We start from the raw sequence: 24077 nt of genomic DNA, 5'->3' as shown, positions 1-24077 counted from the left end.
GTTCAGCCCCCGGCCAAACGAATGCAGGCGTCATCTATAGCGGATGGGTGCCGATTGCAAGGCTTTCCTTGGCACCCACAACGCCCCATGCTAAAGTGCATCGCAATTGCAACGCACGAGGCTGGCCATGAAAACAGCGACATTCCCATCCCTGCGCGTCGATCCCGAACTGCGCAAGGCCGCCGAGGCCGCGCTCGATGAGGGCCAAACGCTTTCCTCTTTTATGGAGGACGCGGTACGCCATGAAGTCCAGCGCCGCAAAATTCGGCGAGACTTTCTGAAAAAAGCGCTGGCTGCGGAGGCCGAAGCAGAGGCTACGGGTACCTATTATAGCGCCGAGCAGGTCTTGGAAGAGTTGCGTGAAATCATCGAGCAGGCGGAAGAGAAAAAGGTCTCGTGAGCTACAGCGTCAAGATTACGCCTGGCGCGCGCGACGACATCAAGCGGCTTTATGCCTTTCTCGCCCGAAAGCATAAGCCGAGCGCCGAACGCAGTCTTGTGGTTCTGGCCAAAGCCTTCGACGGGCTGGGATTGTTCCCTCATAGCTACAGACGCGTCGATGCTGAGGACCCGACACTAAGAGAAATCACTATTCCTTTCGGCGGCTCGGGTTATCTTGCCATGCTGCGTGTTCGCGACGATCTTGAAGAAGTCCGCATCCTCGCCATCCGCCACCAGCTCGAGGACGATTATCTGTGACCGACCTCCCCAAACTCAGCCGACCCGCCACGCGCGCGCTCGACAGCACCGGCATCAAGTCGGTCGAAGACCTCGCCAGGCTCTCCCGAACGGAATTCCTCGCCCTCCACGGCGTCGGCCCCGCATCGCTGCCCACCGTTGAGGCCGCTATGAAGCGAGCCGGGCTCGACTTCGCACAGAAATAGCGGTTCTTTGCCGCGCTTCGCCTTGACTTGGCCCGGTTTTGCGGGCACCTCGCGCGCCAACCTGCGGGCAGGGCGCTTGTCATCGGTTCGACGGCGCCCCTAAATTGCCGCAAGACCAAGAATGTGCGAGAGGACGTCATGACCAAACCGGCCTTCACTTTTCCCGGACAGGGCAGCCAGGCTGTCGGCATGGGGCACGATCTGGCCCAGGCCTATCCTGAAGCCCGTGCCGTTTTCGAGGAAGTTGACGATGCGCTCGGTGTGTCCCTCTCGAAGATCATGTTCGAAGGCCCCGAGGACACGCTTCGCCTCACCGAAAACGCCCAGCCCGCATTGATGGCCGCATCCATTGCCGTCATTCGCGTGCTCGAAGCGAACGGCGTGACCGTCGCTGATGCCGCCAGCTATGTCGCCGGTCACTCGCTGGGCGAATATTCGGCTCTGTGCGCGGCGGGAACCTTCTCGCTCTCCGATACCGCGCGCCTGCTTCAGACCCGTGGCCGTGCCATGCAACAGGCCGTGCCGGTCGGGCAGGGCGCCATGGCCGCCATTCTCGGCCTGGACATGGACGCCGTCCGCGAAATCGCCGCCTCTGCCGCCGAAGGTTCGGTCTGCGACGTCGCCAACGACAATTCGCCCGGCCAGGTGGTCATCTCCGGCGATGCCAGCGCCATCGAACGCGCCATGGAACTGGCCAAGGCCCGCGGCGCCAAGCGCGCCCTGCCATTACCGGTCAGCGCGCCCTTCCATTGTGCCCTCATGGAGCCCGCCGCCGAAGCCATGGAAGCGGCCCTCGCCATGGTGGATATGAAGGCGCCTTCCGTACCCCTCGTTGCCAATGTTCTGGCGTCCCCGATCACCGATCCCGCCGAAATCCGCCGTCGTCTGGTCGAACAGGTCACCGGCATGGTGCGATGGACCGAATCTGTATCCTGGCTCACCGGGGAGGGCGGCGTCGCCGAACTTTACGAACTGGGCACCGGCAAGGTCCTCACCGGTCTTGCCAAACGTATCAATAAGGATGTTGCCGCTCAGGCCATCGGCACCCAGGCCGATATCGAAGCCTTCCTCGCCGCTCGCGCATAACCAACCAAGGAGCGCCACAATGTTCGATCTTTCCGGAAAACGCGCCCTCGTCACCGGCGCCAGCGGCGGCATCGGTTCGGCTATCGCCAGGGCCCTGGCCGCGCAGGGCGCCGAAATTGCTCTTTCGGGCACCCGCGTTGGCGCGCTCGAAGAAGTCGCAAAGGGCATTTCGGGCAAAAAGCACATTCTGCCCTGCAATCTCTCGGACCTCGATTCGGTCGAGCGTCTGGTGCCGCAGGCCGAAGAGGCCATGGGCGGCATCGATATTCTGATAAACAATGCCGGGATGACCCGCGACAATCTCTTCATGCGCATGAAGGACGAGGAGTGGGACGACGTCCTCAAGATCAATCTGACCGCCCCCTTCCACCTCACCCGTTCGGCCATCAAGGGCATGATGAAGCGCCGCTTTGGCCGCATCGTCTCGATCACCTCGGTGGTGGGGGTCGTCGGCAATCCGGGGCAGGGCAACTATGCCGCCTCCAAGGCCGGCCTTGCCGGTATGAGCAAGTCTCTGGCTTACGAAGTGGCCAGCCGCGGCATTACTGTCAACACCATCGCGCCGGGCTTTATTGCGTCGGCCATGACCGATGAGTTGAACGAAAAGCAGCAGGAAACCATTCTTCAGAAGGTCCCGGCAGGCCGGCTCGGGACAGCCGATGAGGTTGCCGCCGCCGCTGTGTTCCTTTCCAGCGAAGGCGCGGCCTACATCACCGGCCATACCCTCAACGTCAACGGTGGAATGGTGATGATCTGATCGGTAAAGGGACTTGCGTCCGCTTGCTTTGACGATATGGTCATGCACAACAAAGTGTGATAGTTGCGCCGGCACACTGTAGCCGGCAGTAAAAAAATAGGGCGAAAAGCCCGGAAAATCCGCCGCTGCGCAAAAAGGGAGCTCTCCCTGCCCAGAGGCAGAGCGTTAAACAACGAACTCTTAGTCTGCAAAAAAGGAAGACACTATGAGCGACATCGAAGATCGCGTCCGTAAGATCGTCGTGGAGCATCTCAACGTCGAGGCCGACAAGGTCACTGAAAAGGCCAGCTTCATGGATGATCTGGGAGCGGATTCGCTCGATCAGGTCGAACTCGTGATGGCCTTTGAAGAAGAATTCGGCGTGGAAATCCCCGATGACGCTGCCGAGTCCATCCAGACTTTCGGTGACGCCGTCGCCTTCCTCACCAAGGCAACCGCGTAATCGGCCTCGCCGGTTAGCTTTACGCCCATGAAAATGCGCCGCGTCGTCGTCACCGGTCTCGGTATCGTCAGCCCCCTGGGCGTTGGTCACGAGACCGTCTGGTCCAATATCCTTGCGTCCAAATCTGGCGCGCAGCGTGTTACCGACTTTGAGGTTGGCGATCTGGCATGCCAGATCGCCTGCCGCATCCCCATGGGCGATACCTCCGAAGGCAAGTTCAATCCCGACGATTGGATGGAGGTCAAGGAGCAGCGCAAGGTCGATCCGTTCATCGTCTTTGCCATGGCTGCCTCCACTCAGGCGCTTCGCGATTCCGGTTATGAGGCAAAAACCCTCGAACAGCAGGAGCGCAGTGGCGTCCTCATCGGTTCGGGTATCGGCGGGGTCGGCGGCATCTACGATGCGTCGATCACCCTCGCTGAAAAAGGCCCGCGCCGCATCAGCCCGTTCTTCATTCCCGGCCGCCTCATCAATCTCGCCTCCGGCTACGTTTCCATCGAGCATGGCCTCAAGGGCCCCAATCACTCGGTCGTCACGGCCTGTTCCACGGGCGCTCACGCCATCGGCGATGCGGCCCGCCTGATCGCGCTCGACGATGCCGACGTCATGGTGGCCGGCGGTGCCGAATCTCCGATCAACCGGCTCTCGCTTGCCGGCTTTGCCGCCTGCCGGGCGCTCTCCACCAGCTTCAACGACGCGCCCGAAAAGGCTTCGCGGCCCTATGACAAGGACCGCGACGGGTTCGTGATGGGCGAAGGCGCCGGTATCGTCGTTCTCGAAGAATACGAACACGCCAAAGCGCGCGGCGCCCATATCTATGGCGAAGTGATTGGCTACGGCCTTTCCGGTGACGCCCACCACATCACGGCGCCCGCCGATGACGGCAATGGCGGCTTCCGTTCCATGTCCGCCGCCCTCAAGCGCGCCGGGATTTCAGCCGCCGATATCGATTATATCAACGCCCACGGCACCTCGACCCCGCTCGGTGACGAGATCGAGCTTGGCGCGGTCACCCGGCTTCTGGGCGATGCAGCTCCCAATGTCGTGATGAGTTCCACCAAGTCGGCTGTCGGCCACCTGCTTGGCGCCGCCGGGGCGGTCGAAGCGATCTTTTCGCTGCTTGCCATGCGCGACAACACCGCGCCCCCCACCATCAATCTCGACAATCCTTCGGTGGAAACGGTCATCAACCTGGCGCCGCACACGCCGGTTAAAAAGGAAATCAACGTGGCGCTGTCCAATTCCTTCGGCTTCGGCGGCACCAATGCATCCCTGATCTTCTCCAAGGTCGGCTAGCACCGGACCCGTTACTTTTCGGTCGTCGTCCTCGGGCTTGACCCGGGGACCCGCCACTTGTCCGCCACCCCGGCGGAAGAGGTTGTAAACCCCGTGCCAACGGCCCAAATCCCCCATTTGACTCTTGTTTTCGCCCGATTTTTTGGCCCATATGGCCATGCGCCCATGCGGATTCGCACGCATAGACTATCCTTGATATGACGGGCGCCCAGCCCGCGCCAGACTGAAGGGACGGAACTCGACCGCATGGCCGACCGCAAGAAAAAGAACCGCCGCCGCTCGTCCAATGGCTTTTTCGAGGCCCTTAACGGCCTGCTGACCCTTATTCTGCTTGCCCTTCTCGGCGTGGCCGGCGTGTTCATCTATGGCGTCACGGTTTTCAACGCCGACGGTCCGTTCGAAGACGACCGCAGCTTCGTGGTCGAGTCCGGCAATGTCCTTGGCACCGTCGCCTCGCGCCTTGAGGAGCAGGGGTTCATATCCAACGCCGACATCTTCAACTACGGCTCGCGCCTTTTGCGTCGTGGCGACGATCTGCGCGCCGGCGAATTCAATATCGCCGCCCGTTCCTCAATGCTCGATATTATCCAGGAACTGACCGAAGGCACCCCCATCCAGCATCAGGTCGTCGTTCCCGAAGGCTTTACCTCCTGGCAGGTTGTCGAGCGCGTCAACGCCGATCCCGAGCTTACGGGCAATATCGAGGTCCTGCCGCCCGAAGGCAGCCTGCTGCCCGGCGCCTATTCCTATCGCCGCGGCGATACCCGCCAGTCGGTGGTCGACGCCATGACTGCCGCCATGGACGCGACGCTGGCCGAGATATGGGAAGGGCGCGACGAGGATCTGCCCATCGACAGTCCTGCCGATCTCGTCATTCTCGCCTCCATCGTGGAGCGCGAAACCGGGCTGGCCAGCGAGCGCCCGCAGGTTGCCGCCGTCTTCGTCAACCGCCTGCGGATCGGCATGCGCCTACAGTCCGATCCCACCATCATTTACGGCATCACGCTGGGGCAGGGAGCTCTCGGTCGCGGCCTGCGCCGTTCGGAGATCGATCAGGTGACGCCCTACAACACCTATCAGATCGATGGTCTTCCCGCTGGTCCGATCGCCAATCCGGGCATCGATTCCCTGCGCGCCGTCGCCCATCCTGACGAACACGATTACCTCTATTTCGTTGCCAAGGGCGCCGTGCCGTCGGACGGTCACGTCTTTGCCGAATCCTATGCCGAGCATCAGCGGAACGTCGCTGCCTATCGCGAAATCGAGCGCCAGGCCGCCGAGGATGCAGCCGATGCCGAGGCGCAGGCCGAAATGGACGCCATAGAGGCCGAGGAAGCCGCCGAGGCGGGCGATGCCGCAGCCGAAGTACCCGCAGCCGAAAGCCAGTAGCGATGGGACAACCGCTTGCCTCGATGACCGGTTTCGGGCGCGCCAGCGCCCAGAGCGACGGCTATTCCATCCTCGTCGAAATCAAATCGGTCAATGGCCGCGGCCTCGACATCCGCTCTCGCCTCTCACCCGGTCTCGACGTACTCGATGGCGACATCCGCCGCCTCGTGGGTGCCAAGCTTGCCCGTGGCTCCGTCTCGATTTTCGTCAACCTCCAGCGTCACGCCGCCGATGCCGAGCTTGTGGTCAATGAACGTGCCCTCGATCGCGTCCTCGCCCTGATCGAAAGCCTCGAAAAGCGGATCGAGGCCCGCAAGCCCTCGATCGAATCCATCCTGGCCCTCAAGGGCGTGATGGAGGCCGAAGAGCCGCAACTGACCCCCGATGTCGAAGAACGCCTGCATGCCGCTATTCTCGATTGCATCGGCGTGGCGCTCAACGCGCTCGTTGAATCCCGCCACGCCGAAGGCGAGCGCATCGGCGCCGTCATCGCCCAGCGCATCGAGGAAATCGCCTTTCTGGCCGAGACCGCGCAGGCCCATCCCGCCCGCTCACGCGACGTGATCCTGGCCCGCCTGCGCGATCAGGTCGCCGTCCTGCTCGACGCCGACAAGGGCCTGTCCGAAGACCGCCTGCATCAGGAGGCGGCGCTCCTGGCCACCAAGGCCGACATAGCCGAGGAACTCGACCGCTTCACCGCCCACGTAACCGCCGCCCGTGAGCTTTTGGGCAAGGGCGGCCCGGTTGGTCGCAAGCTCGATTTCCTCAGCCAGGAATTCAACCGCGAGGCCAACACGCTCTGCTCGAAAAGCAATGATGTGAGCCTGACCGCCATCGGACTTGACCTCAAGGCGGCTATCGATCAGTTACGGGAGCAGGTCCAGAATCTGGAATAAATTCTGGGACTGGACGGAACCGGGCAGGGGCTGGAAACAATGATGGATTTTGCGCGCCGCGGCGTCATGCTGGTGATCGCCTCGCCGTCGGGGGCCGGAAAGTCCTCGATCTCGCGGCAATTGTTCGCTCAGGATCCAAACATCCGCCTGTCCGTCTCGATCACCACCAGAACGCGCCGCACCGACGAAATCGATGGCACCCATTATCATTTCATCGACGTGCCGACCTTCGAGAAGATGCGTGACCGGGGCGAACTGCTCGAATGGGCCGAGGTCCACGGCAATTACTACGCCACCCCCCGCGAAAAGGTCGAGGAGCGGCTCTCAACCGGCAAGGACATCCTGTTCGACATAGACTATCAGGGCACGTTGCAGCTCTATGAGAATTGCCGCGACGACATGGTTACCGTCTTCATCCTCCCCCCCTCGATCGCCGAGTTGCGCGCCCGTCTCGAACGCCGCGCGCAGGACAGCGTCGGCACCATCGAAAAGCGCCTGCGCAACGCCCGCAAGGAGATGGAGCACTATTCGGAATACGACTACGTTCTGGTCAATGAAGACCTCGAGCAATCGGTCCAGATGGTCCGCTCCATCCTCGCCAGCGCCCGCCTCCAGCGCGGCCGCCAGACAAAGCTCGAAGGTTTCGTCGATGAACTCAAGGCCCAGATCGACGCGCTGGGCTAGCCTGCCATCTTGATGGCAGGGTGGTTCAAGCCTATATTTGGGCCCCCGGGAGCGCTTCCAGAATAAGTGGATACCGCTTATTCTGGAAGCGTGACAAGCCAGGTACATGGAGCAATTGACGCGGTTCGAAGAACGCGGAAATGCTCCGGAGATGGAGGCGCCAATGGCACAACCCCAACTTTCCGTCCGCTCCAGCAAGGCCCGCGACCTCGCCCATCGGCTCGCCCAACGCGAAAACCGCACCATCGCCGAAGTGGTGGAGCGCGCGCTCGAAGCCTATGAAGTCAGGGAAACCGGCCAGGAACCGGCAGCGGACTTTTTTCGGCGCTTGAACGCTGAGTGCAGCACTGACATCGACCTCGACAAAGTGCTGGCCGAAATCCGCAAGCCGTACAAAGGCATCGACCTTTGATCTTCGTCGATACCAACGTCATATCCGAGCCGCTGAAGAAAGTGCCCGATCACGCCGTCATGCACTGGCTCGATACGCACGATCCAGAAGTTGTGATTTCGAGCGTCGCTATTGCCGAACTTGCCTTTGGCATCGAGCGAATACGGCCCGATGAACGGGCCAAACGGCTCGAGGAAGGACTGTTTCGTATCCGCCAGCGGTATAGCGGCCGAATTTTCAGCTTCACCGAAGAGGCTGCGATGGCCTATGGCGCGATCGTAGGACAATTGGCGCGTCGTGGCCGCAGCCTAACTGCATTTGACGGCATGATCGCCGCCATCGCCCTCGTGAACGGCGGGCGCCTTGCCACCCGCAACATCCGCGATTTCGAAACCACCGGCCTCGATCTGATCTCGCCCTGGGTCGCCTAGCGCCTCCGCAAACAAGGGCGCTTTATCGGCCGGTAAACGGCCAAAAACCGATCAGCCCCGCAGCCGCGCCACTTCCCGCGCCATCGCGATATAGGTTGAAACCGGTAATGTCTCGGCCCGCTCTTCGCCCTTGAGGCCCACCGCCGCAAACAGGGCATCCAGCTTTACGCCCAGCCCCTTCAAACTCTGCCGTATCATCTTGCGCCGCTGACCGAACGCATGCCGCGTCACCTCTTCAAGCGCCCGCACCGGAACGTCGGCCTCCACCGGTTTGGGTACAATATGCACAACCGACGAGGTGACCTTTGGCGGCGGCGTGAAGGCATTCCGATCGAGGTTCATGGCAATGCGTGCATCGCCGCGCCATCCCGCCAGCACCCCCAGCCGTCCATACGCCTTGTCGCCTGGCCTCGCCACGATCCGCTCGGCGACTTCGCGCTGGAACATCAGCGTCAGGCTCTCGAACCACGCCGGCCAGGGTTCCTGCGACAACCAGCCGGTCAAAAGCGGGGTGGCGATATTGTAGGGCAGGTTGGCGACGATCCTGGTCCGCCCCTCGGCCAGCGCCCGATAATCGACCTCCAGCGCATCGGCGGAGATTACCTCGAGCCTGCCCGGATACGCTTGGGAAATCTGCGCCAGCGCGGGCAGCGTACGGTCGTCGCGCTCGATGGCGATGACCCTTTTCGCTCCGGCCGCCAGCAAGGCCCGTGTCAGCCCGCCCGGTCCCGGACCCACCTCGATCACGGTAACGCCGGTCAGATCGCCTGCGCTGCGTGCGATCCGCGCCGTCAAGTTCAGATCGAGCAGAAAATTCTGCCCCAGCTCTTTTTTCGCACGCAACCCATGCTCCGCGATCACTTCACGAAGCGGCGGTAAACTATCGATCTGACTCATGAAATCGCGTCCGCAAGGCGGATCGCCGCCAACATGGAGTTGGGAGAAGCCTTGCCCGTTCCCGCGAGCGAAAATGCCGTGCCGTGGTCGGGCGAGGTGCGCACGATCGGCAGCCCGAGCGTCACGTTGACCCCGGCATCGAACGCCACGGTCTTGATCGGGATCAGCGCCTGATCGTGGTACATCGCCACAACGCAATCATAATTGCGCCAGTGCGGCGGGTAGAACAGCGTATCGGCCGACAAGGGCCCGAACACGTCGATCCCTTCCTGGCGCAGCTTGGCCAAGGCCGGAACGATCGTCTCGACCTCTTCGGTCCCGATCATCCCGTCTTCCCCCGCATGCGGGTTCAGACCGGCCACGCCGATCCTGGGCTTGGCGATGCCGAACCGGGCCGACAAATCGCGCGCGATCACTCCAATTGTCGCCAGGATCAATTCGTGGGTGATTTGTCCCGGAACCTCAGCCAGCGGAATATGGATGGTCAGCGGCACGGTGCGCAAATCGTCATGGGCCAGCATCATCACGGGCAGGGGGATCGTGTCGTCCTCTGCGCAAAGCGCGGCCAGAAACTCGGTATGGCCGGGATATTCAAATCCGGCGCTGTAAAGCGCCGCCTTGTGGATGGGGGCCGTAACCACGCCCGCGAACAGGCCCGACTGCACCGCTTCGACCGCCTGGGCAATGGCGCCCACCACAACAGGTGCCGTGTTGGGGTCGGGATCGCCCGGCGTGTCGTCCACGTCAACGGCAATATCGATCACCGGCAGGGCGCTCTCGAACACGTCTGCCGCGTCCTCCGGCGCTCCGGCCTTGACCTCGATTTCCAGGCCCAGACGTTTCGCCCGCGCCGCCAGAAAACCGGCATGCCCGTAAACGGCAAAGACCGGCAGCCCGAGGGACCGCCGGTCGGCATAAAGTTGCAGGATCAGGTCAGGACCGATGCCGGCCGGTTCGCCCATGGTGAGCGCAAGCGGGGTCACGGTTCCTCCCCTGCTAGCGGCGGACGATCGAAGCGCTGGCGCGCAAGCGGCCAAGATAGGCTTCGGCTTCTGCCTGCAAGGCGTCGGTGCCCGCTTCCTGGCGCAGTTCTTCAGTCAGGAAGGTCAGGTCCTGCGCTTCGGCCTTTTCACAGATCGCCAGCATCGAAACGCCGTTCTCGACGACGCGCGGGCTGGAAATCTGGCCAACTGTCAGCCCCGCCAACTCGTTGGCAATGGGCTCTGGAAGCTGGGTCGCGTGGCGCCGGCCCAAATCGCGGACGGCGGCATCGGTAAACTGGATGGCCAAATCGACCGCCGTGTCGCAGCCATTGTAGCGGCTGCGGAACTGATTGGCCTCCGCCGTGCGCCGCGAGGCGGAAATACCCGATCCCTGCGGAATGACGAACAGCACTTCTTTCAGGATATAGTCAAAGCCAAGCGCCGGGGTCACCTGCTCGGCCGCCTGCATTTCAAGATCGAGTTCGGAAAGCTGGACCCGTGAACGCAGCACCTGCGACACCACCTGCTGCCAGGCGATTGCGGCTTCAAGTCGATCGCGCAGGCTCTGGGGATTTACCCCGTTCTGGGTCAGGATGCCGTTAAGGTTGGACACGCTCGAACGCATGTTGGTCGCGATATTGGCAAACGCGGAATCGACCTGCCCATCCGAGACGGAAATGCCGAGACGGGACGCTTCGGCCAGCTTGATCGTGTCGTCGATCAGGGAGTCGGTCGCCAGTTGAATGCGGGCCGAATTGCTCGATCCCTGTCCTTCGAGGCGCAACAGATTTGCGCGGTCGTTGATCTGCTGGTCGGTGATGGGTTGGCCGTTCACGGTCACCCGTGCGCCCTGCGCCTGCACCGCGGCCGCCATCAGGGCCAGGCCCAAAGCCAGACAGATGCCAGCGGTTCTCAATACGAGCCATTGTCTCATGTGTTCCGCTCCCTAAAAGCGTCTTTTAGAGCACTTCCAGGATAAGTGGGAACCACTTATCCGGTTCGGAAGCGCGATAAATAAGGCGTTGGAGCAGTTGACGCGATTCCAAGGAATGCGGAAATGCTCCGGCCAAAGCCGTCCTCTAGCACAAATGCGGCCAAATTCGGCAGTTGCGATTGGCGTTCTGTTTAAAACGTTACGGTCCGGAATGGAATTGGCTTTTATGGCCGAGTTCAGAACCGGCCATCAACATCGACGACTTCGGAATTCTCCGGCCCGCTCAGGCTGAAGGTGACGCCGACCCGGAAGTCGTTCGCCGTCCGGTGTGTCGGCCCGGTCCAGCGCGTCTGGACGCCATAGGCCAGAAATTGGTCATCATAGGTCAGCCCGGCCGTGGCCTGCAGCCATTCATTGGCGGCCAGATCCCAGGCCACCCCCGCATTGGCCGTCCAGTAATCGGCCACCGGCACTTCGGCGCCCACGGCCACTTCGTGACGGTTCTGGGGCTGGTTCAGCGCCGCCTCGCCGGCGATAAACACATAGTCGCCGGTCACCCGAACCCCTTCCACTTCACCCGAAGCCGAAAGCTGCACGCGTGGTATGTCTCCACTCGCCGGGTCCAGTTGCATCTTGGCCCCACCGGCCAGCCCGCCATAGCCGCCCTGCAAACCGGCGACGACATAGGACGCGTCGGCGTTCACCCCGGTCGCGACACCCGCCGTGCTGCCATCATTGGCGTTAAAGCCATTGGCTCCGGCCAGATGGAAGGATTGCCCCATCAGCCCGCTCAGCCACCCGCCATTGTCGAAACTGGTCTGGAACTGGCCGCCCACATTGGCCCGAAGGCCCGTTTCCTGCCGGTCGGCCCCCGAGAACCGGTTGAAGCTGAAAAGATTGGTGTCGTCGAAAACGAACCCTTGGGAATCGTTGTTGACGATGCCGGGCACCGCCTCTCCGTCGCGATAGACAAGTTGCGCGATCGGTTCGATCACATGCGCAGCCCCACTGGTGCGCGCCAGCAACGGGTAGCGGATATCGAGGGCCGCAATCGGGGTTGCCGAGAAAAGGCTCTGCGCCGCCGGGGCGCTGGCCAGCGGGCTCGCCCCGTCATAGGACGCCGCATCGCCCCGCAGCCCCACGTAAGGCGAAACCGCCAACCCGCCCGGCACGATATATTGGTTGGACCAGCTCGCCTGCATCATGGCGTGGACCGATTGGCCCTCATAGCCGTGCACGAACCCGTGGCCGGTATCGTCCAGCGCCCGTGTCAGACCCAACAGCCGACCACTCAGCTCGACGCGGCCCGCATCACCCTCGAGATCGACGACATGATCGATCACCGCATTGGGGTGGGTCAGCGCCTGCTGGTCGAGAATTCTTTCGAACGCCGCCTGGTTGGGTCTGTTCCCCAACCGGACGAATTGCTGCACCCGGATATCGGCATAGGTGTCGGTATCGAGATATTGTGCATAGACCTCATTGCGCTCGGTGCCGCTGGCGATGTCGTAGTCGGGCAGATAGCCCGGATCGGTGAACGCGGTATAGGACCACCCCAGTGTCCATTCCTCGGTCGGCGTAAATGTGCCGCTGGTCTGCACCGCCCCGCGCACATTGCGGTTGGCCAGCCCGCTATAGACGCCCGGGTTGAACTGATAGACCCCCGAGGCGCTCACCCGATAGCTCACATCGCCGACCGTCTGCCGCCAGTCGACCGCCACGCCGGGCCCCTGGCCGAAATAGGCAATCGGGGTAATCGCCAGCGAGCCGTCGGCAATGCGATAGCGGAAGAACGGCAGCGACACCGCAACGCCGTATCTCTCATCGTAGCTGAGGACAGGGAACTCGACGCGCTCACCCTGCGGCAGCGTCAGCCAGGGCAGCGAAAGCACCGAAAACCCCAGCAATTGCAGCGAGGGCTGTTCGAAATAGATCACCCGCTCGGTCTCGTCGGTAACGATCCGGGCGGCCTTGACCGACCAGCCGATCCGGTTGCCTTTCGCGTCGATACATGTCCCGCACGGCGCGTAGCTGCCATCGACGTAAACCCGCTCGACGCCTTCGTCAAAACTGGTCTCCGCCGCGCTAAAACGGCTGCCATCGGGAAAAGCGACGGTCAGCGCGCGCAGGAAGCCCTCGCGGAACCCGTCTTCGAGCTCAACCCGGTCCGCGATATATTCGACGCCCTCAGGGTCGATCAGCGCGACATTGCCGACCAGTTCGACCCGTCCCGAACGCTGGTAATAGATCGCCCGGTCGGCCGAAGCGCGATAGCCTTCGAAACTGATCCCCACGCGCCCCTGCGCCACCACCGTATCGTCGCGCGAGTCGAAAACCATGGTGTCGGCGGAAACCGCCATATCGCCACTGGCGCTGCTGGGAATACGCGAAAAGAAATCCGCGGGAACGAGCTGCTGGGCGTTTGCCACGGGTGCAAACGCGAGCGCTGCGGCCATCACGCCGGCCAGAAGTGCGCCACGCCGCACCGATGTCGCCCCCAGGGGTGGTTTGTTCATCAAACGCGCCCGTCTTCTCTACGCAGGATCACGGTCAAACCGATAACGATGGCAACAAGGGCAGGGCCCCATGCCGCCGCGATCGGGTCGAGAACGCCTGCCGAGCCGGCCCGGTCAGCCATCTCCGTGATTACAAACACGACCAGGCCCAGGACGATTCCATAGACGATGGTCCACCCATAATGCCCTGTTCTTCGATAACCGGCGGTAAAGGCAAACGCAATCAGCAAAGCACCCACAAGAACGAACGGAACGGCATTGAGTTTTTGAAAACGCGTCTCCGCCGCCGCCCGGGCAAACGGGTCGGCGATTCCATTGCGCAGGGCCCGTCGCAGATCGAACCACGACATGTCCTCGGCCGTGCCCAGTTGCAGGCTCAGCTCCGATCCCGTTGCGGTGGTCGCCAGCGTCATTTCGGCAAAGGCGCGCGGCGCCCTGTCGATGTCGAGGATCATCCCGTCGGTGATCCGCCAGTGCCCCGGCTCGAGTTCGGCCATGCGCGCGTGGATGCGCGTGCCGGTCCCGCCTTCGGGCTGCTGGCGCAATATCGAAACGTCGCGTAGGCGCGTGCCGCCCTGGGTCACCGTGCGCGCATAGAGCATGTAGTCCCCATCCGTGCCCGTCTGGTTGAACCAGGTCTCCCGGTTCTGCACTCCATAGGCGCGCCCCCAACCGATCTGCGCCGCGTCGAGCTGCTGGTAGATCCTGATCGCAAAGCTGTCGACGACGGTCGTCACGATCACCCCTGAGACAATGATCATCAGGATCGGCCAGCGCATTGTCGACCAGATCGATCGCCCCGACGCGCTGATGATCACCATTTCGCGGTGCGAATGCAGATCGATCAGCCCCACGATGGCCCCGATCAGCACGGTCACCGGCAGCCCCAGAAGGCTCCAGCGCAGCGCGCTCAGAAAGGCCAGCCCTGTCGATGTCCACGGCCCGGCCAGTGCCGCTGTCTGGTTGAACCGTCCCGTATCGAGAAATTCGACAAGCAGGATGATCCCGAAAAAGATGCCGACCACCAGCCCGATCCTGGCGGCGAGGCGGATGCAGACGACACGCCCAACCCTGTTCATCGCACCACCCTCCAGCGCGGAAAGATGAAGGCGCGTCGGCTCCGCAGCCACAACAGGCCGAGCGAGAACGCAAGGATCACGCTCGGCGCTATGAAATGGCGTCCCCCGCCGCCCGAAAACGCGCTCACCGCCTGCTCGGCGAACGCCACCAGCAGGATCACCAGTTCCATCGGCATGCGCCGCCGCCCGCGCCCGCCATCGGGATAGGCGCAGAACGCCGCCGCCAGCGCGCAGATGGCCAGCGCCCGCAGGGTGTCGGCAAACCGCTCGTTGAGCATCTTGATCTCTTCGCGCGTCGCGCTGCCTTGCATGACCTTGGCCATCAGCCCGAAACTGTCGGTCTGGGCCGCGTCCGTGGTGCGCGACGCCGCATCGATCAGGCTGGCAAGGCTGATATGGTATTGCGCGAACCGGATCTGGCTCAAACCCTGCCGCTCGGCGCTCTCGTACTGGATGGCGCCATTGTTGAGGATAAGCTGGTAGCCCGTCTCGTCCTGAAACACCGATGCGGTTTGCGCAAAATAGGTCCGCCGCGTTTCATTCGTCGTGTCGTCGAAGAAGAAATCGACAAGCGTTCCGTCCCGCCGCCGCGCCGAGATCGAGAACACCAGCCCATCCTCGATTTCCGTGAACCGCCCCGGCACCAGCGCCCGCCCGACCACATCGGCCGCGATCTCGGCCGACCAGTCCGCCGAGATCCGCCGCGAATGCGGCTCGATATAGTTGGTCACCAGCGTCACGATCGCCGCCCCGGCCAGCGTGAACGAGACGATCCCCCGCCACAATGCGCTGGTTCGTTGCCCGGCATGGATTGTGTGCAATTCGCGCGACGATTGCAGTGCCCGCAGCCCCCGCACCAGTCCGATGGCAAAGCACACATAAAGGATCGAGCGCGCAAAGGTCGGCGTCGTCAGCCCGCTCTGGCCCATCAGGGTGAGAAAATTCTGCCCCTTGGCCGAAACCAGGTCGAACAGCCGCAAAAGCTGCATCAGCCAGATCAGCGCGCCGCCCGCCGCGAAAATGGTAAGAGCCTGCGCAAAGAACTGGCTCTGCAGATATCGCGAAAGTCTGTCCAAGAAGGGAGTCCTGTGCCGGCGAGTCAGATGTGCTTTTACCCTGTTCGTGTGGCGGCAAAAAGCGCAGCGTGGCAACACAGGGCGTCAAATCATGGCTGCGCATTGACGGGACCGGCGCCCGCGGACAATGCTCGACCCATCCAGTCCGGCGAATCCTCGCCGGTTACGCCCCGCCAGCCAAGGTTGCCGCGCCCATGCCGCAAACGCTCTCGATCTCCCTTACCGAAAACCTGCCCAAATCCCCCTCCGCCATCGTCCTTTACGCCAATGGCGACGGCAAAATGGGCCCGGTGGCGTCAGGGCTCTGGAAGCGCACCGGCCTCGATTTCTCCCGCATCGCCAAAGCCACCGGCTTTTCCGGCCGCCCCGGCCACATGATCGACATTGCCGCTCCCACGGGCCTCGACTGCGACCGCCTTCTGGTGCTCGGTCGCGGCGCCGATGGGGAAGGGGACAATGACGTCGCCTGGGCCGACCGAGGTGGCTCGCTTTTCGCCAAGCTCGACGCCGCCGCCGTCTCCGATGCCGTAATCGTGCTCGATGAGGCGGGATTGACCCCGAATCTGGTCGGCGCACTTGGTGCCGGCGCCCGCCTGCGCTCCTATCGCTTCGAAAAATACCGCACCCGCCGCAAAAACGGCGCGACCCATCCAACCGCGCTGACCTTCGTGGTTGCCGAGGCATCGCGCATGCAGTCCGCGCATCAACGATGCCCTCGCCGTCGCCGACGGCACCATTCTCGCCCGCGATCTGGTCAACGAGCCCGCCAATCTGCTCGGCCCCTCCGACATCGCCGATGTCGCCAACACCCTGGCCGATCTCGGCCTGTCGGTCGAAGTGCTCGACGAAACGCAGATGAAAGCCCTCGGCATGGGCGCCATCCTGGCCGTAGGGCAGGGGTCGGTTCGCCCCCCGCGTCTCGTGGTCATGCAGTGGAACGGCGGCAAGAAGGGGCAGGCTCCCATAGCCTTTGTCGGCAAGGGCATCGTCTTCGATACCGGCGGCATTTCCATCAAGCCCGCCGCCTCGATGGAAAACATGAAGGGCGATATGGGCGGCGCCGCCGCCGTTCTCGGCCTCATGCAATCCCTCGCCGCCCGCAAGGCCAAACTCAACGCCGTCGGCATCCTGGCGCTCGCCGAAAACATGCCCGACGCCAACGCCTACCGCCCCGGCGACGTCATCACCGCCATGTCGGGCGAAACCATCGAGGTCATCTCCACCGACGCCGAGGGCCGTCTCGTTCTGGCCGATGCTCTCTGGTATTGCCAGGACCGGTTCAAGCCCAAGGCCATGTTCGACATCGCAACCCTGACCGGTGCCATCCGCATCGCGCTGGGCGAGGATTACGCCGGCGTCTTCACCAACACCGATTCCCTGGCCGCCAAACTCCAGCAGGCCGGCCGCGCCTCGGGCGAAAAAGTCTGGCACCTCCCCATCGGCCCCGCCTACGACAAACTCATCGAAAGCCGCTTCGCCGACATAAAAAACCAGGGCGGCCGCCTCGGCGGCGCATCCATCGCCGGCCAGTTCCTCTCCCATTTCGTGGGCGATGTCCCCTGGGCCCACATCGACATCGCCTCCACCGCCTTCGGCAAGGCCTCGACCGAGACGAACACCTCATGGGCAACGGGGTTCGGCGTGGCGTTGTTCGATCGGCTGATAAGGGATGGGTATGAGGACGGGGGTTAACGGATGGGTACCTCTAGCCAACATCGCCCCGCAGCGATCTTCATCCGAACCGGATTCGGACCATTTGGTCTACAGGCGCTTCTCGTAGCGCCAGACCTCGAGATTGAAGATGCCATCGGGCGTCGGGAGTCGGTTGGTCATCTGGCCCGCGCGCTTCCATCCATGTTTTTCATAGAATCGCGCAGCGCGCTCATTGCCGATGGCGCAGGCCAGCCACGCCGTCGTGAATTGGGACGCAGCGATCCGTCTTTCCCCGTCGGCAAGCAGTGCCGCTGCGGTGCCCGAACCTCTGGCCGCCGGCGCGACAAAGAGCTGATAAAGTTCATCCCGCTTGATCATGCATAGGCCGGACGGATTGCCCAATGGACCGGAAACCCGCGTAACCGCAAGATTGTCGATGAGCCGCTGCCGGAAACTCGCCGGCGTCCGATATCGCGACAGCTCAGCCGGCAGAATCGCAGCGTGCGCGTCCTGCCAGCCAGAGTGCCAGAGACCGACAAGATCTTCGATCTCGGCCATCTCCGCATTTCGCACGTCACCGGCCGGCGCAGCATCAAAGCGATCCCGTGGTGGGTTTTCGGAGTGTGGCATCGAAGGAACCTATCTGTATCCAGTATCATTCGCCGGCATACCGGCTTCCTGCACCTCTACAAGATAGCGCCACGCATCAGGACGCGAGCCATCAAGATCAGTGAACCCATAGATTTGCGCCAGTCCCCCGCTCGACAACGATCGGCCGTTCCAACGCATGCGTTCGTTGTCTGAGGCCAGTGCGGCGACGGCCCGACCCACGAAGCGAGGCGACTCGGAAATTACGAAATGTGGCACTTTGGCCGTGGCCTCGCGCCAATTGTCCTCACGAACACCGAACGACTCCAGCATCATCTCGGACCGCAGCCACCCGGGCGTCAATGACACCGCCGTTGCGCCATGCTTTTCCAGATCCTTCGCATGGGCCCACGCCATGCGGTTTGCTGAAACCTTGGCAAGATCGTAGAAGGGCGAGAGGCGATAGTGGTCGGCGTTATAGTCCGCAGTTCCATCGGTGATCTCGACAAGAAGACCGCCCGGTTGCTCGATCATCAGCGGCAGGGCGAAATGGGCGGTTACGAGGTGGGTATCGATCCCCAACCTGAGCAGCCGTAAACCGTTATCCAGATCATGGTCCCAGACCGGCTTGTCCCACTCGAACAGTTTTTCTCCGCCCCAGATGTCGTTGACGAGAATATCGAGACGGCCCTGTTCGTTCCGAATTCGTTCGATCAGCGTTTGGACCTGTTGTGGAACGAGATGGTCGACCTGGATCGCAATGCCCTTGCCGCCGGCCGCACTCACCAGTTCGGCCGTTTCCTCGATCGTTTCGGACGTGCGGCCATATTCGGATGGTTGCTCGCGAGTGGAGCGTCCCGTCACATACACAGTGGCACCGGCGGCTCCGAGTTCTGTTGCGATGCCGCGACCCGCGCCGCGTGTGGCCCCGGCGACCAACGCAACCTTTCCTGAAAGTGTCATTGCCGACCTCCCTTTGCTAGGCTGGCCTTCTCAGCGATTTGCATATATAAACAATCGTTCGGTTATTTATTGGAGTCAAGATGCCCCGTCAAAAAGCGCAGTCCGATGACCTTGTGCTGCGCCAGGCCCTGGACCTGATGTACGAACAGGGCCCCGAGATGCTCACTTTCGCCGCTCTTTCCAAACGATGTGGCCTCTCGGGCGCAACGCTCGTCCAGCGCTTTGGCAACAAGGCCATCCTCAAGCAAAAAGCCCTTATCATCGCCTGGGATCGGCTGGACGCTGATACCGCGCGCCTCGCCGGGTCAGTTCCCAGAACACCCGAAGGGGCAATCGAACTTCTCGTGGGGCTCACCGGACAATACGGTACCATCGATACCTATGCGGAAGGTCTGTTGATCCTGCGCGAGGATTTGCGCGACCCCCAGTTGCGGGCGCGCGGCGCCGCCTGGCGAGACCAACTCTGCGCCGTTCTTGATGCCTGCTTCGCGCAATCGGGCGTTCCCGCCGGCATCGGATTGCTTGCGGCAACACACTGGCAAGGCGCCTTGCTCTGGTGGGGTTTCGATCCAAAACAATCGGTGGAGCGCTATGTCGAACAAAGTCTCCGGGACTTTGTAGCCCTTATACTCGACACAGCAGCGGGTGCGTTTCGCGAAACAGTTCAAAGATAGTCAGCATACACCATCGTCCGATGCCCCATCCCCTAGCGCCCCGGCTCGCCCAATGCGATAACACCGCCATGACCGATCTCCTCTTCTACCACCTCGAAACCCGCCCGCTCGAATCCGTGCTGCCCATGCTGCTCGAAAAGACCATCGAGCGCGGCTGGCGGGCGGTGGTGGAGGTGGGCAGCGCCGAGCGGCTCGAAACCATCGATTCAGCGCTCTGGACCTATTCCGACGACAGCTTTCTGCCTCACGCCGTCGCGCGCGGGGAGGAAGCCGATGCGGTCCAGCCGGTGCTGCTGACCGGCGGCGATGAAAACCCCAACGGCGCCGCCATCCGCTTTTTCGTCGATCGCGCCACCCCGCGCCAGCTCGAGGGCTATGAGCGGCTGGTCTATATCTTCAACGGCCACGATCCCGACGCCGTCACCGAAGCGCGCGAGGTGTGGCGCACCCTCAAGCCGGTTTACGACCTCACCTATTGGCAACAGGACGGCGAGGGCCGCTGGAGCAAGAAAGCGTGATGGATTCCTCCTTCGAACCCAGGGTCAAGCACACCCCGCTTGAAGATTTCCTCGCCATCCTGCTCGGCACCCTGTTTGTCGGGCTCGGCGTCACTTTCTATTCCGAAGCCCAGATCACGACCGGCAGCACAGCCGGCCTGGCCCTGCTCGTGCAATACGCCACCGGCCTGCCGTTCGGCGCGGTGTTCTTCGTGGTCAATTTGCCGTTCTATATTCTGGCCTTCATGCGCATGGGCTGGCAGTTCACGCTCAAAACCTTCATCGCGGTGGGGCTCGTCTCGGTCTATCCCGCGCTGATGCCCAACTGGCTCAACATTTCGGGAATAAACCCGTTCTTTGCCGCCATTGCCGGCGGCGCCATGATGGGCATGGGCATTCTCGCCCTGTTCCGCCATCGCGCCAGCCTGGGCGGTGTCAATATCCTGGCGCTCTACCTGCAGGACAATCACAAGATCCCCGCCGGCTATGTGCAGTTCGGCATCGATTTTCTCATCCTGATCGCCGCCCTGTTCATCCTGCCCATCGACAGGGTGCTGCTCTCGCTGGTCGGCGCCGCCTTCATGAGCCTGGTCATCATTTTGAACCACAAGCCGGGGCGGTATATGGGTGTGAGCTAGAGCGTGTCCAGCAAAAGTGGAAACGGTTTTGCGGTTCGGACACGCGACAAAACAAGGGTTTAGAGCCGAGGATTTGATTCAATCAAATCCTGAACGGCTCTAGGTAGGCGGTCCACCACCTTGGTCATCCCGGGCGAAGACCCGGGATCCAGTAACCGGCAGCGCTGGAAAACTGGAAGTTCCCACTGTTCGCTTCCCCGGTGAAAACCGGGGCCCAGCAGCGTGGCCGTTTGCTCCGGCTTTCGCCGGAGCAGCGAAGGCGAGAAATCCGATTCTGCACAATTTGGAACCTCGGGTGCCGAAACGTAAAGGGCGGCCTCTCGCACCAGTCTCGATCCGTCCTATTCCACCCGCCCCAGTTTCTCCAGCTTGAGCTTGCGCATCATCTCGAAATGCTCGCGCACCGGCATGATGTCGGACACATAAAGTTCATAGAAAAAATCGACCCACTCATAGCACAGGATCACCTCGCGGCTTTCAAGGTCATAAAACGCGTTGACCTCGCCGCAATTTTCAGCGGTGATCTGCACCGGGTTGGGCAAAACGTAATTCTTGGCCACCCAGTCGGCATATTGCTCGAGCACCTGCGCCTGTTCCAGAAGCGCCTGTGCCTCGGCATATTGCCCGCGTGTGTCGCGATACTGGACAGTGACATTGGACGCCGGCGCGCCCTCGCGCTGATGTGGCTCGAGCACCATCGACCAGCCCCGTTCGGCGATCCGATAATCTTCAGCGCAGCTTTTCTGCCGATCGATGGGCAGGGAAATCCGCGTCGCATACTGGGTATGGCGGTCATAGTCGCTCCCCACCATCAGGCAGGCCATGGCATAGGAGCGCTGGATGTCGAGACTGTGTGCGCCGTAAAACGCCGAGTTGACGTAGCCGCGAGAGGGCCGGAAACTCTCCGAGTAAAGCCACCCTTCGATGGTGTCCTGCAGCCCGATCACGTCCGCCTCGGTGCCAGTATCGAGCATCAGAAGCGTTGCCAGCATGTCCACGGCATCTTCTTCGCGCCCCAGTACCGGCAGATCGAGCTGATCGACAAGCAGATGCCCGATCTCGTGCAGCATCGTGTGGCGGGTGTTGTTGAGCGCGAATTCGATGGCCGCATCGCGCTGCGCATTGGTCAATTGCTGGGCCGCCGCCGGCGCGACCCCCGCCAGCATCGCCAAAAGCGCCGCAATCACCCGTTTCGCCATGCTCGATCCTCGCCCCGCTTCGTCTTGAGCCACCTTAGCGCGGGGCATAAACCTGTTCCAGACAACTTGGCGCGGTTCGGTAAAGAAACCTCTCAGGCGTCCGCCTGCGCATCTTCGAGTTCCGCGCTCTTGTCCAGCCACTGGTCTTCGAGCGCCGCGATCTCGCCCTCGAATTTCGATTTCTCGATCCCCAGCGCAATCGCCTTGTCCGGATCGCCGGTATAAAGCGCCGGATCGTCGAGCTGCTTGTCGATCTTGGCCAGATCCTTGCGCTTCCACTCCAGTTTCTGCTCGATGGATTTGATTTCCTTGCGCAACGGCGCCAGCTCGGCCCGCTTTGCGGCTGCTTCCTGCCGCTCGCGCTTGCGGTCCGATGCCGAACCGCCCCCGCCAGTCCCGCTCGCCCCGTTTGCGGTGAGGCTCTTCTGATATCCGTCCAGATCGTCCTCGAACTCGGCAATCGTGCCGTTCTCGGCAATCCACAGCGTATCGCAGGTCGCTTCGATAAGATGGCGGTCGTGCGAGATGATCAGCACGGCGCCCTTGTAGTCGTTGAGCGCATGGACCAGCGCGTCGCGGCTGTCGATGTCGAGATGGTTGGTCGGCTCGTCCAGCACCAGCATGCCCGGCCCGCCAAACGTGATGATCCCCATCAAAAGCCGCGCCCGCTCGCCACCCGAAAGGTTTTTCGCTTTCGTGTCCATTCGCGTCGTCGAAAGCCCCATCTGCGCCACCCGCGCCCGGCGTTTGGCCTCGCTTTCGAGCGGCATCAGCTCGATCACATGCTCATAGGGCGTCTGCTCGGGCTTGAGGTGATCGAGCTGGTGCTGGGCGAAATAGGCGACCTCGAGCGTTTTCGCCCGCAGCATCTGCCCGCCCATCGGCTTGAGTTCGCCCGAAAGCAGTTTGGCAAATGTCGATTTGCCGTTCCCGTTCGGCCCGATCAGCGCAATCCGGTCGTCCGGATCGATCCGGTTGGTGATCCGGTTCAGAATAACCGTCTCCCCATACCCCACCGACACATTGTCGAAGGTGATCATCGGCGTGGCGGGCGATTTCTTGGGCTGCTGGAAGCTGAACGGCGCCGCATATTCATCAAACAGCGCCTCGGGCGGCCGCAGCTTGGCGATTGCCTTGACCCGGCTCTGGGCCTGCTTGGCCTTGGTCGCCTTGGCCTTGAACCGGTCCACGAATTTCTGCATGTGCTCGATCTGGGCGAGCGTTTTCTCCCGCGCCTTATTCTGCAGCTCCATCTGCATGCGGCGCGTTTCCTCGAAGGTGTCGTAAGCGCCCTTGTAAAAGGTCAGCTTGCCGCGCTCGAGATGGACGATCGAATTGACCGCCTTGTTGAGCAGATCCCTGTCGTGGGAAATCATGAAGACCGTATAGGGGTAGGTCGCCAGATATTTCTCCAGCCACAGCGTGCCTTCGAGGTCGAGATAGTTGGTCGGTTCGTCCAGAAGCAGAAGGTCGGGCTGGGAAAACAGCACCCCCGCCAGCGCCACGCGCATCCGCCAGCCGCCCGAAAGCTCGCTGCACGGCCCGTTCTGGCGCTCGAGGGAAAATCCCAGACCCTTCAGGATCGCGCTGGCCCGCGCTTCCGCCGTATGCGCATCGATATCGGCCAGCCGCGTGTGAATCTCGGCGATCCTGTGCGGATCATGCGCCGTGTCGGCCTCCTCGAGCAACGCGGTGCGCTCCTTGTCTGCCGACAGCACCATGTCGAGCACGCTCATCTCGCTGGCCGGCGCTTCCTGCGCCACCGCCCCGATCCGCGCCCGCTTGCTCAATTCGATCGATCCCTGCTCGGGCCCGATAAACCCCTGGATCAACTGAAACAGCGTCGTCTTGCCCGACCCGTTCTTACCCACGAACCCGGTCTTGGCCCCCGTGGGCAACGTCACCGACGCCCCCTCGAACAGGGGACGCCCGGCAATCTTGTAATGAAGGTTGGTAATCGTAAGCATGATGGCGCGGTGAGTAACCTTGACTGTCGGTCGGCGCAAGTGGTGCGCGCGCAGGGCAGGTGCGTGCCATGCACGCCACCAAGCCGTCTTGCCACCGCCATAACCTGACGCTAAAAGGCCCCACTTCCTCCGATCCATTCCCATAAGGACCAGACAA

General features: G+C 62.3%; 25 protein-coding genes and 1 pseudogene. 16 read left to right on the top strand and 10 right to left on the bottom strand.

What is annotated here, in order from left to right:
* Positions 1–127 precede the first annotated feature (127 nt).
* The 12 genes from ACP148_RS09555 (at position 128) to ACP148_RS09500 (ending at position 8256) form a co-directional block, all read left to right on the top strand.
* A complete protein-coding gene (locus ACP148_RS09555; protein WP_421950676.1) occupies positions 128–400 on the top strand; it encodes a YlcI/YnfO family protein in 273 nt (90 codons plus the stop codon).
* Positions 397–699, top strand: a complete 303-nt coding sequence (locus ACP148_RS09550; RefSeq protein ID WP_421950675.1) for a type II toxin-antitoxin system RelE/ParE family toxin — start codon at positions 397–399, stop codon at positions 697–699. The genes ACP148_RS09555 and ACP148_RS09550 overlap by 4 nt, the downstream gene beginning before the upstream one ends.
* On the top strand, positions 696–884 hold the full coding sequence (locus ACP148_RS09545) for a hypothetical protein (RefSeq protein ID WP_421950674.1): 189 nt from the start codon (positions 696–698) through the stop codon (positions 882–884). The genes ACP148_RS09550 and ACP148_RS09545 overlap by 4 nt, the downstream gene beginning before the upstream one ends.
* A 138-nt stretch (positions 885–1022) precedes the next feature.
* Positions 1023–1970: an ACP S-malonyltransferase gene (gene fabD / locus ACP148_RS09540; RefSeq protein ID WP_421950673.1), complete on the top strand. Its 948-nt coding sequence runs from the start codon at positions 1023–1025 to the stop codon at positions 1968–1970.
* 19 nt (positions 1971–1989) lie between these two features.
* Positions 1990–2727, top strand: a complete 738-nt coding sequence (gene fabG / locus ACP148_RS09535) for a 3-oxoacyl-[acyl-carrier-protein] reductase (protein WP_421950672.1) — start codon at positions 1990–1992, stop codon at positions 2725–2727.
* 205 nt (positions 2728–2932) lie between these two features.
* Positions 2933–3169 carry an acyl carrier protein gene (locus ACP148_RS09530; protein WP_090595791.1) on the top strand — a complete coding sequence of 79 codons (237 nt, stop codon included), beginning with the start codon at positions 2933–2935 and terminating at the stop codon, positions 3167–3169.
* Positions 3170–3202: 33 nt separating this feature from the next.
* Positions 3203–4465, top strand: coding sequence for a beta-ketoacyl-ACP synthase II (gene fabF, locus ACP148_RS09525; RefSeq protein ID WP_421950905.1), 1263 nt, complete (start codon positions 3203–3205; stop codon positions 4463–4465).
* A gap of 246 nt (positions 4466–4711) precedes the next feature.
* Positions 4712–5854, top strand: coding sequence for an endolytic transglycosylase MltG (gene mltG / locus ACP148_RS09520; RefSeq protein ID WP_421950671.1), 1143 nt, complete (start codon positions 4712–4714; stop codon positions 5852–5854).
* Positions 5855–5856: 2 nt separating this feature from the next.
* The gene (locus tag ACP148_RS09515) at positions 5857–6750 is read left to right on the top strand and encodes a YicC/YloC family endoribonuclease (RefSeq protein WP_421950670.1); all 894 of its coding nucleotides are present in this window, start codon (positions 5857–5859) and stop codon (positions 6748–6750) included.
* A 39-nt stretch (positions 6751–6789) separates the two neighbouring features.
* A complete protein-coding gene (gene gmk / locus ACP148_RS09510; RefSeq protein WP_421950669.1) occupies positions 6790–7434 on the top strand; it encodes a guanylate kinase in 645 nt (214 codons plus the stop codon).
* A 163-nt stretch (positions 7435–7597) separates the two neighbouring features.
* Complete coding sequence (locus tag ACP148_RS09505; protein ID WP_421950904.1) at positions 7598–7846, top strand: type II toxin-antitoxin system VapB family antitoxin; 249 nt, start codon at positions 7598–7600, stop codon at positions 7844–7846.
* Positions 7843–8256, top strand: a complete 414-nt coding sequence (locus ACP148_RS09500) for a type II toxin-antitoxin system VapC family toxin (protein ID WP_421950668.1) — start codon at positions 7843–7845, stop codon at positions 8254–8256. Before ACP148_RS09505 ends, ACP148_RS09500 begins: the two co-directional genes overlap by 4 nt.
* Positions 8257–8307: 51 nt before the next feature.
* Here ACP148_RS09500 and rsmA read toward each other — a convergent pair whose 3' ends face one another.
* The 6 genes from rsmA to ACP148_RS09470 form a co-directional block, all read right to left on the bottom strand.
* Positions 8308–9153, bottom strand: coding sequence for a 16S rRNA (adenine(1518)-N(6)/adenine(1519)-N(6))-dimethyltransferase RsmA (rsmA, locus tag ACP148_RS09495; RefSeq protein WP_421950667.1), 846 nt, complete (start codon positions 9151–9153; stop codon positions 8308–8310).
* Positions 9150–10136 (bottom strand): 4-hydroxythreonine-4-phosphate dehydrogenase PdxA, encoded by a 987-nt coding sequence (gene pdxA / locus ACP148_RS09490; RefSeq protein WP_425033442.1) that lies wholly within the window; start codon positions 10134–10136, stop codon positions 9150–9152. The genes rsmA and pdxA overlap by 4 nt, the downstream gene beginning before the upstream one ends.
* Positions 10137–10149: 13 nt before the next feature.
* Positions 10150–11070 (bottom strand): peptidylprolyl isomerase, encoded by a 921-nt coding sequence (locus ACP148_RS09485; protein WP_421950665.1) that lies wholly within the window; start codon positions 11068–11070, stop codon positions 10150–10152.
* Between the two features lie 236 nt (positions 11071–11306).
* The gene (locus ACP148_RS09480; protein ID WP_421950664.1) at positions 11307–13586 is read right to left on the bottom strand and encodes an LPS-assembly protein LptD; all 2280 of its coding nucleotides are present in this window, start codon (positions 13584–13586) and stop codon (positions 11307–11309) included.
* Positions 13586–14665, bottom strand: a complete 1080-nt coding sequence (locus ACP148_RS09475) for an LptF/LptG family permease (protein WP_421950663.1) — start codon at positions 14663–14665, stop codon at positions 13586–13588. The genes ACP148_RS09480 and ACP148_RS09475 overlap by 1 nt, the downstream gene beginning before the upstream one ends.
* Positions 14662–15741: an LptF/LptG family permease gene (locus ACP148_RS09470; protein ID WP_421950662.1), complete on the bottom strand. Its 1080-nt coding sequence runs from the start codon at positions 15739–15741 to the stop codon at positions 14662–14664. Before ACP148_RS09470 ends, ACP148_RS09475 begins: the two co-directional genes overlap by 4 nt.
* A 194-nt stretch (positions 15742–15935) precedes the next feature.
* Between ACP148_RS09470 and ACP148_RS09465 the strand changes: the two are divergent.
* A pseudogene (locus ACP148_RS09465) lies at positions 15936–17433 on the top strand (leucyl aminopeptidase).
* Positions 17434–17502: 69 nt separating this feature from the next.
* Here ACP148_RS09465 and ACP148_RS09460 read toward each other — a convergent pair.
* The gene (locus tag ACP148_RS09460; protein ID WP_421950661.1) at positions 17503–17952 is read right to left on the bottom strand and encodes a GNAT family N-acetyltransferase; all 450 of its coding nucleotides are present in this window, start codon (positions 17950–17952) and stop codon (positions 17503–17505) included.
* A gap of 81 nt (positions 17953–18033) precedes the next feature.
* Positions 18034–18945: an SDR family oxidoreductase gene (locus ACP148_RS09455; protein ID WP_421950660.1), complete on the bottom strand. Its 912-nt coding sequence runs from the start codon at positions 18943–18945 to the stop codon at positions 18034–18036.
* 80 nt (positions 18946–19025) lie between these two features.
* Here ACP148_RS09455 and ACP148_RS09450 point away from each other — a divergent pair, with 80 nt between their 5' ends.
* The 3 genes from ACP148_RS09450 to ACP148_RS09440 all read left to right on the top strand — a co-directional run bounded on the left by ACP148_RS09450 (position 19026) and on the right by ACP148_RS09440 (position 20754).
* Positions 19026–19619 carry a TetR/AcrR family transcriptional regulator gene (locus tag ACP148_RS09450; protein WP_421950659.1) on the top strand — a complete coding sequence of 198 codons (594 nt, stop codon included), beginning with the start codon at positions 19026–19028 and terminating at the stop codon, positions 19617–19619.
* A 68-nt stretch (positions 19620–19687) separates the two neighbouring features.
* Positions 19688–20137, top strand: coding sequence for a DNA polymerase III subunit chi (locus ACP148_RS09445; protein ID WP_421950658.1), 450 nt, complete (start codon positions 19688–19690; stop codon positions 20135–20137).
* On the top strand, positions 20137–20754 hold the full coding sequence (locus ACP148_RS09440) for a YitT family protein (RefSeq protein WP_421950903.1): 618 nt from the start codon (positions 20137–20139) through the stop codon (positions 20752–20754). Before ACP148_RS09445 ends, ACP148_RS09440 begins: the two co-directional genes overlap by 1 nt.
* A gap of 341 nt (positions 20755–21095) precedes the next feature.
* On the opposite strand, the gene ACP148_RS09435 is transcribed toward ACP148_RS09440, so the two are convergent.
* Together ACP148_RS09435 and ACP148_RS09430 are read right to left on the bottom strand one after the other, a co-directional pair.
* Complete coding sequence (locus tag ACP148_RS09435; RefSeq protein WP_421950657.1) at positions 21096–21953, bottom strand: DUF4344 domain-containing metallopeptidase; 858 nt, start codon at positions 21951–21953, stop codon at positions 21096–21098.
* 92 nt (positions 21954–22045) lie between these two features.
* Positions 22046–23920, bottom strand: a complete 1875-nt coding sequence (locus ACP148_RS09430; RefSeq protein WP_421950656.1) for an ATP-binding cassette domain-containing protein — start codon at positions 23918–23920, stop codon at positions 22046–22048.
* Positions 23921–24077 lie beyond the last annotated feature (157 nt).

It is taken from the genome of Pelagibacterium sp. (assembly GCF_965249125.1).
Taxonomy (GTDB): domain Bacteria; phylum Pseudomonadota; class Alphaproteobacteria; order Rhizobiales; family Devosiaceae; genus Pelagibacterium.
The sequence above is the reverse complement of the archived record's forward strand: the minus strand, read 5'-3'. Positions and strand labels throughout refer to the sequence as shown.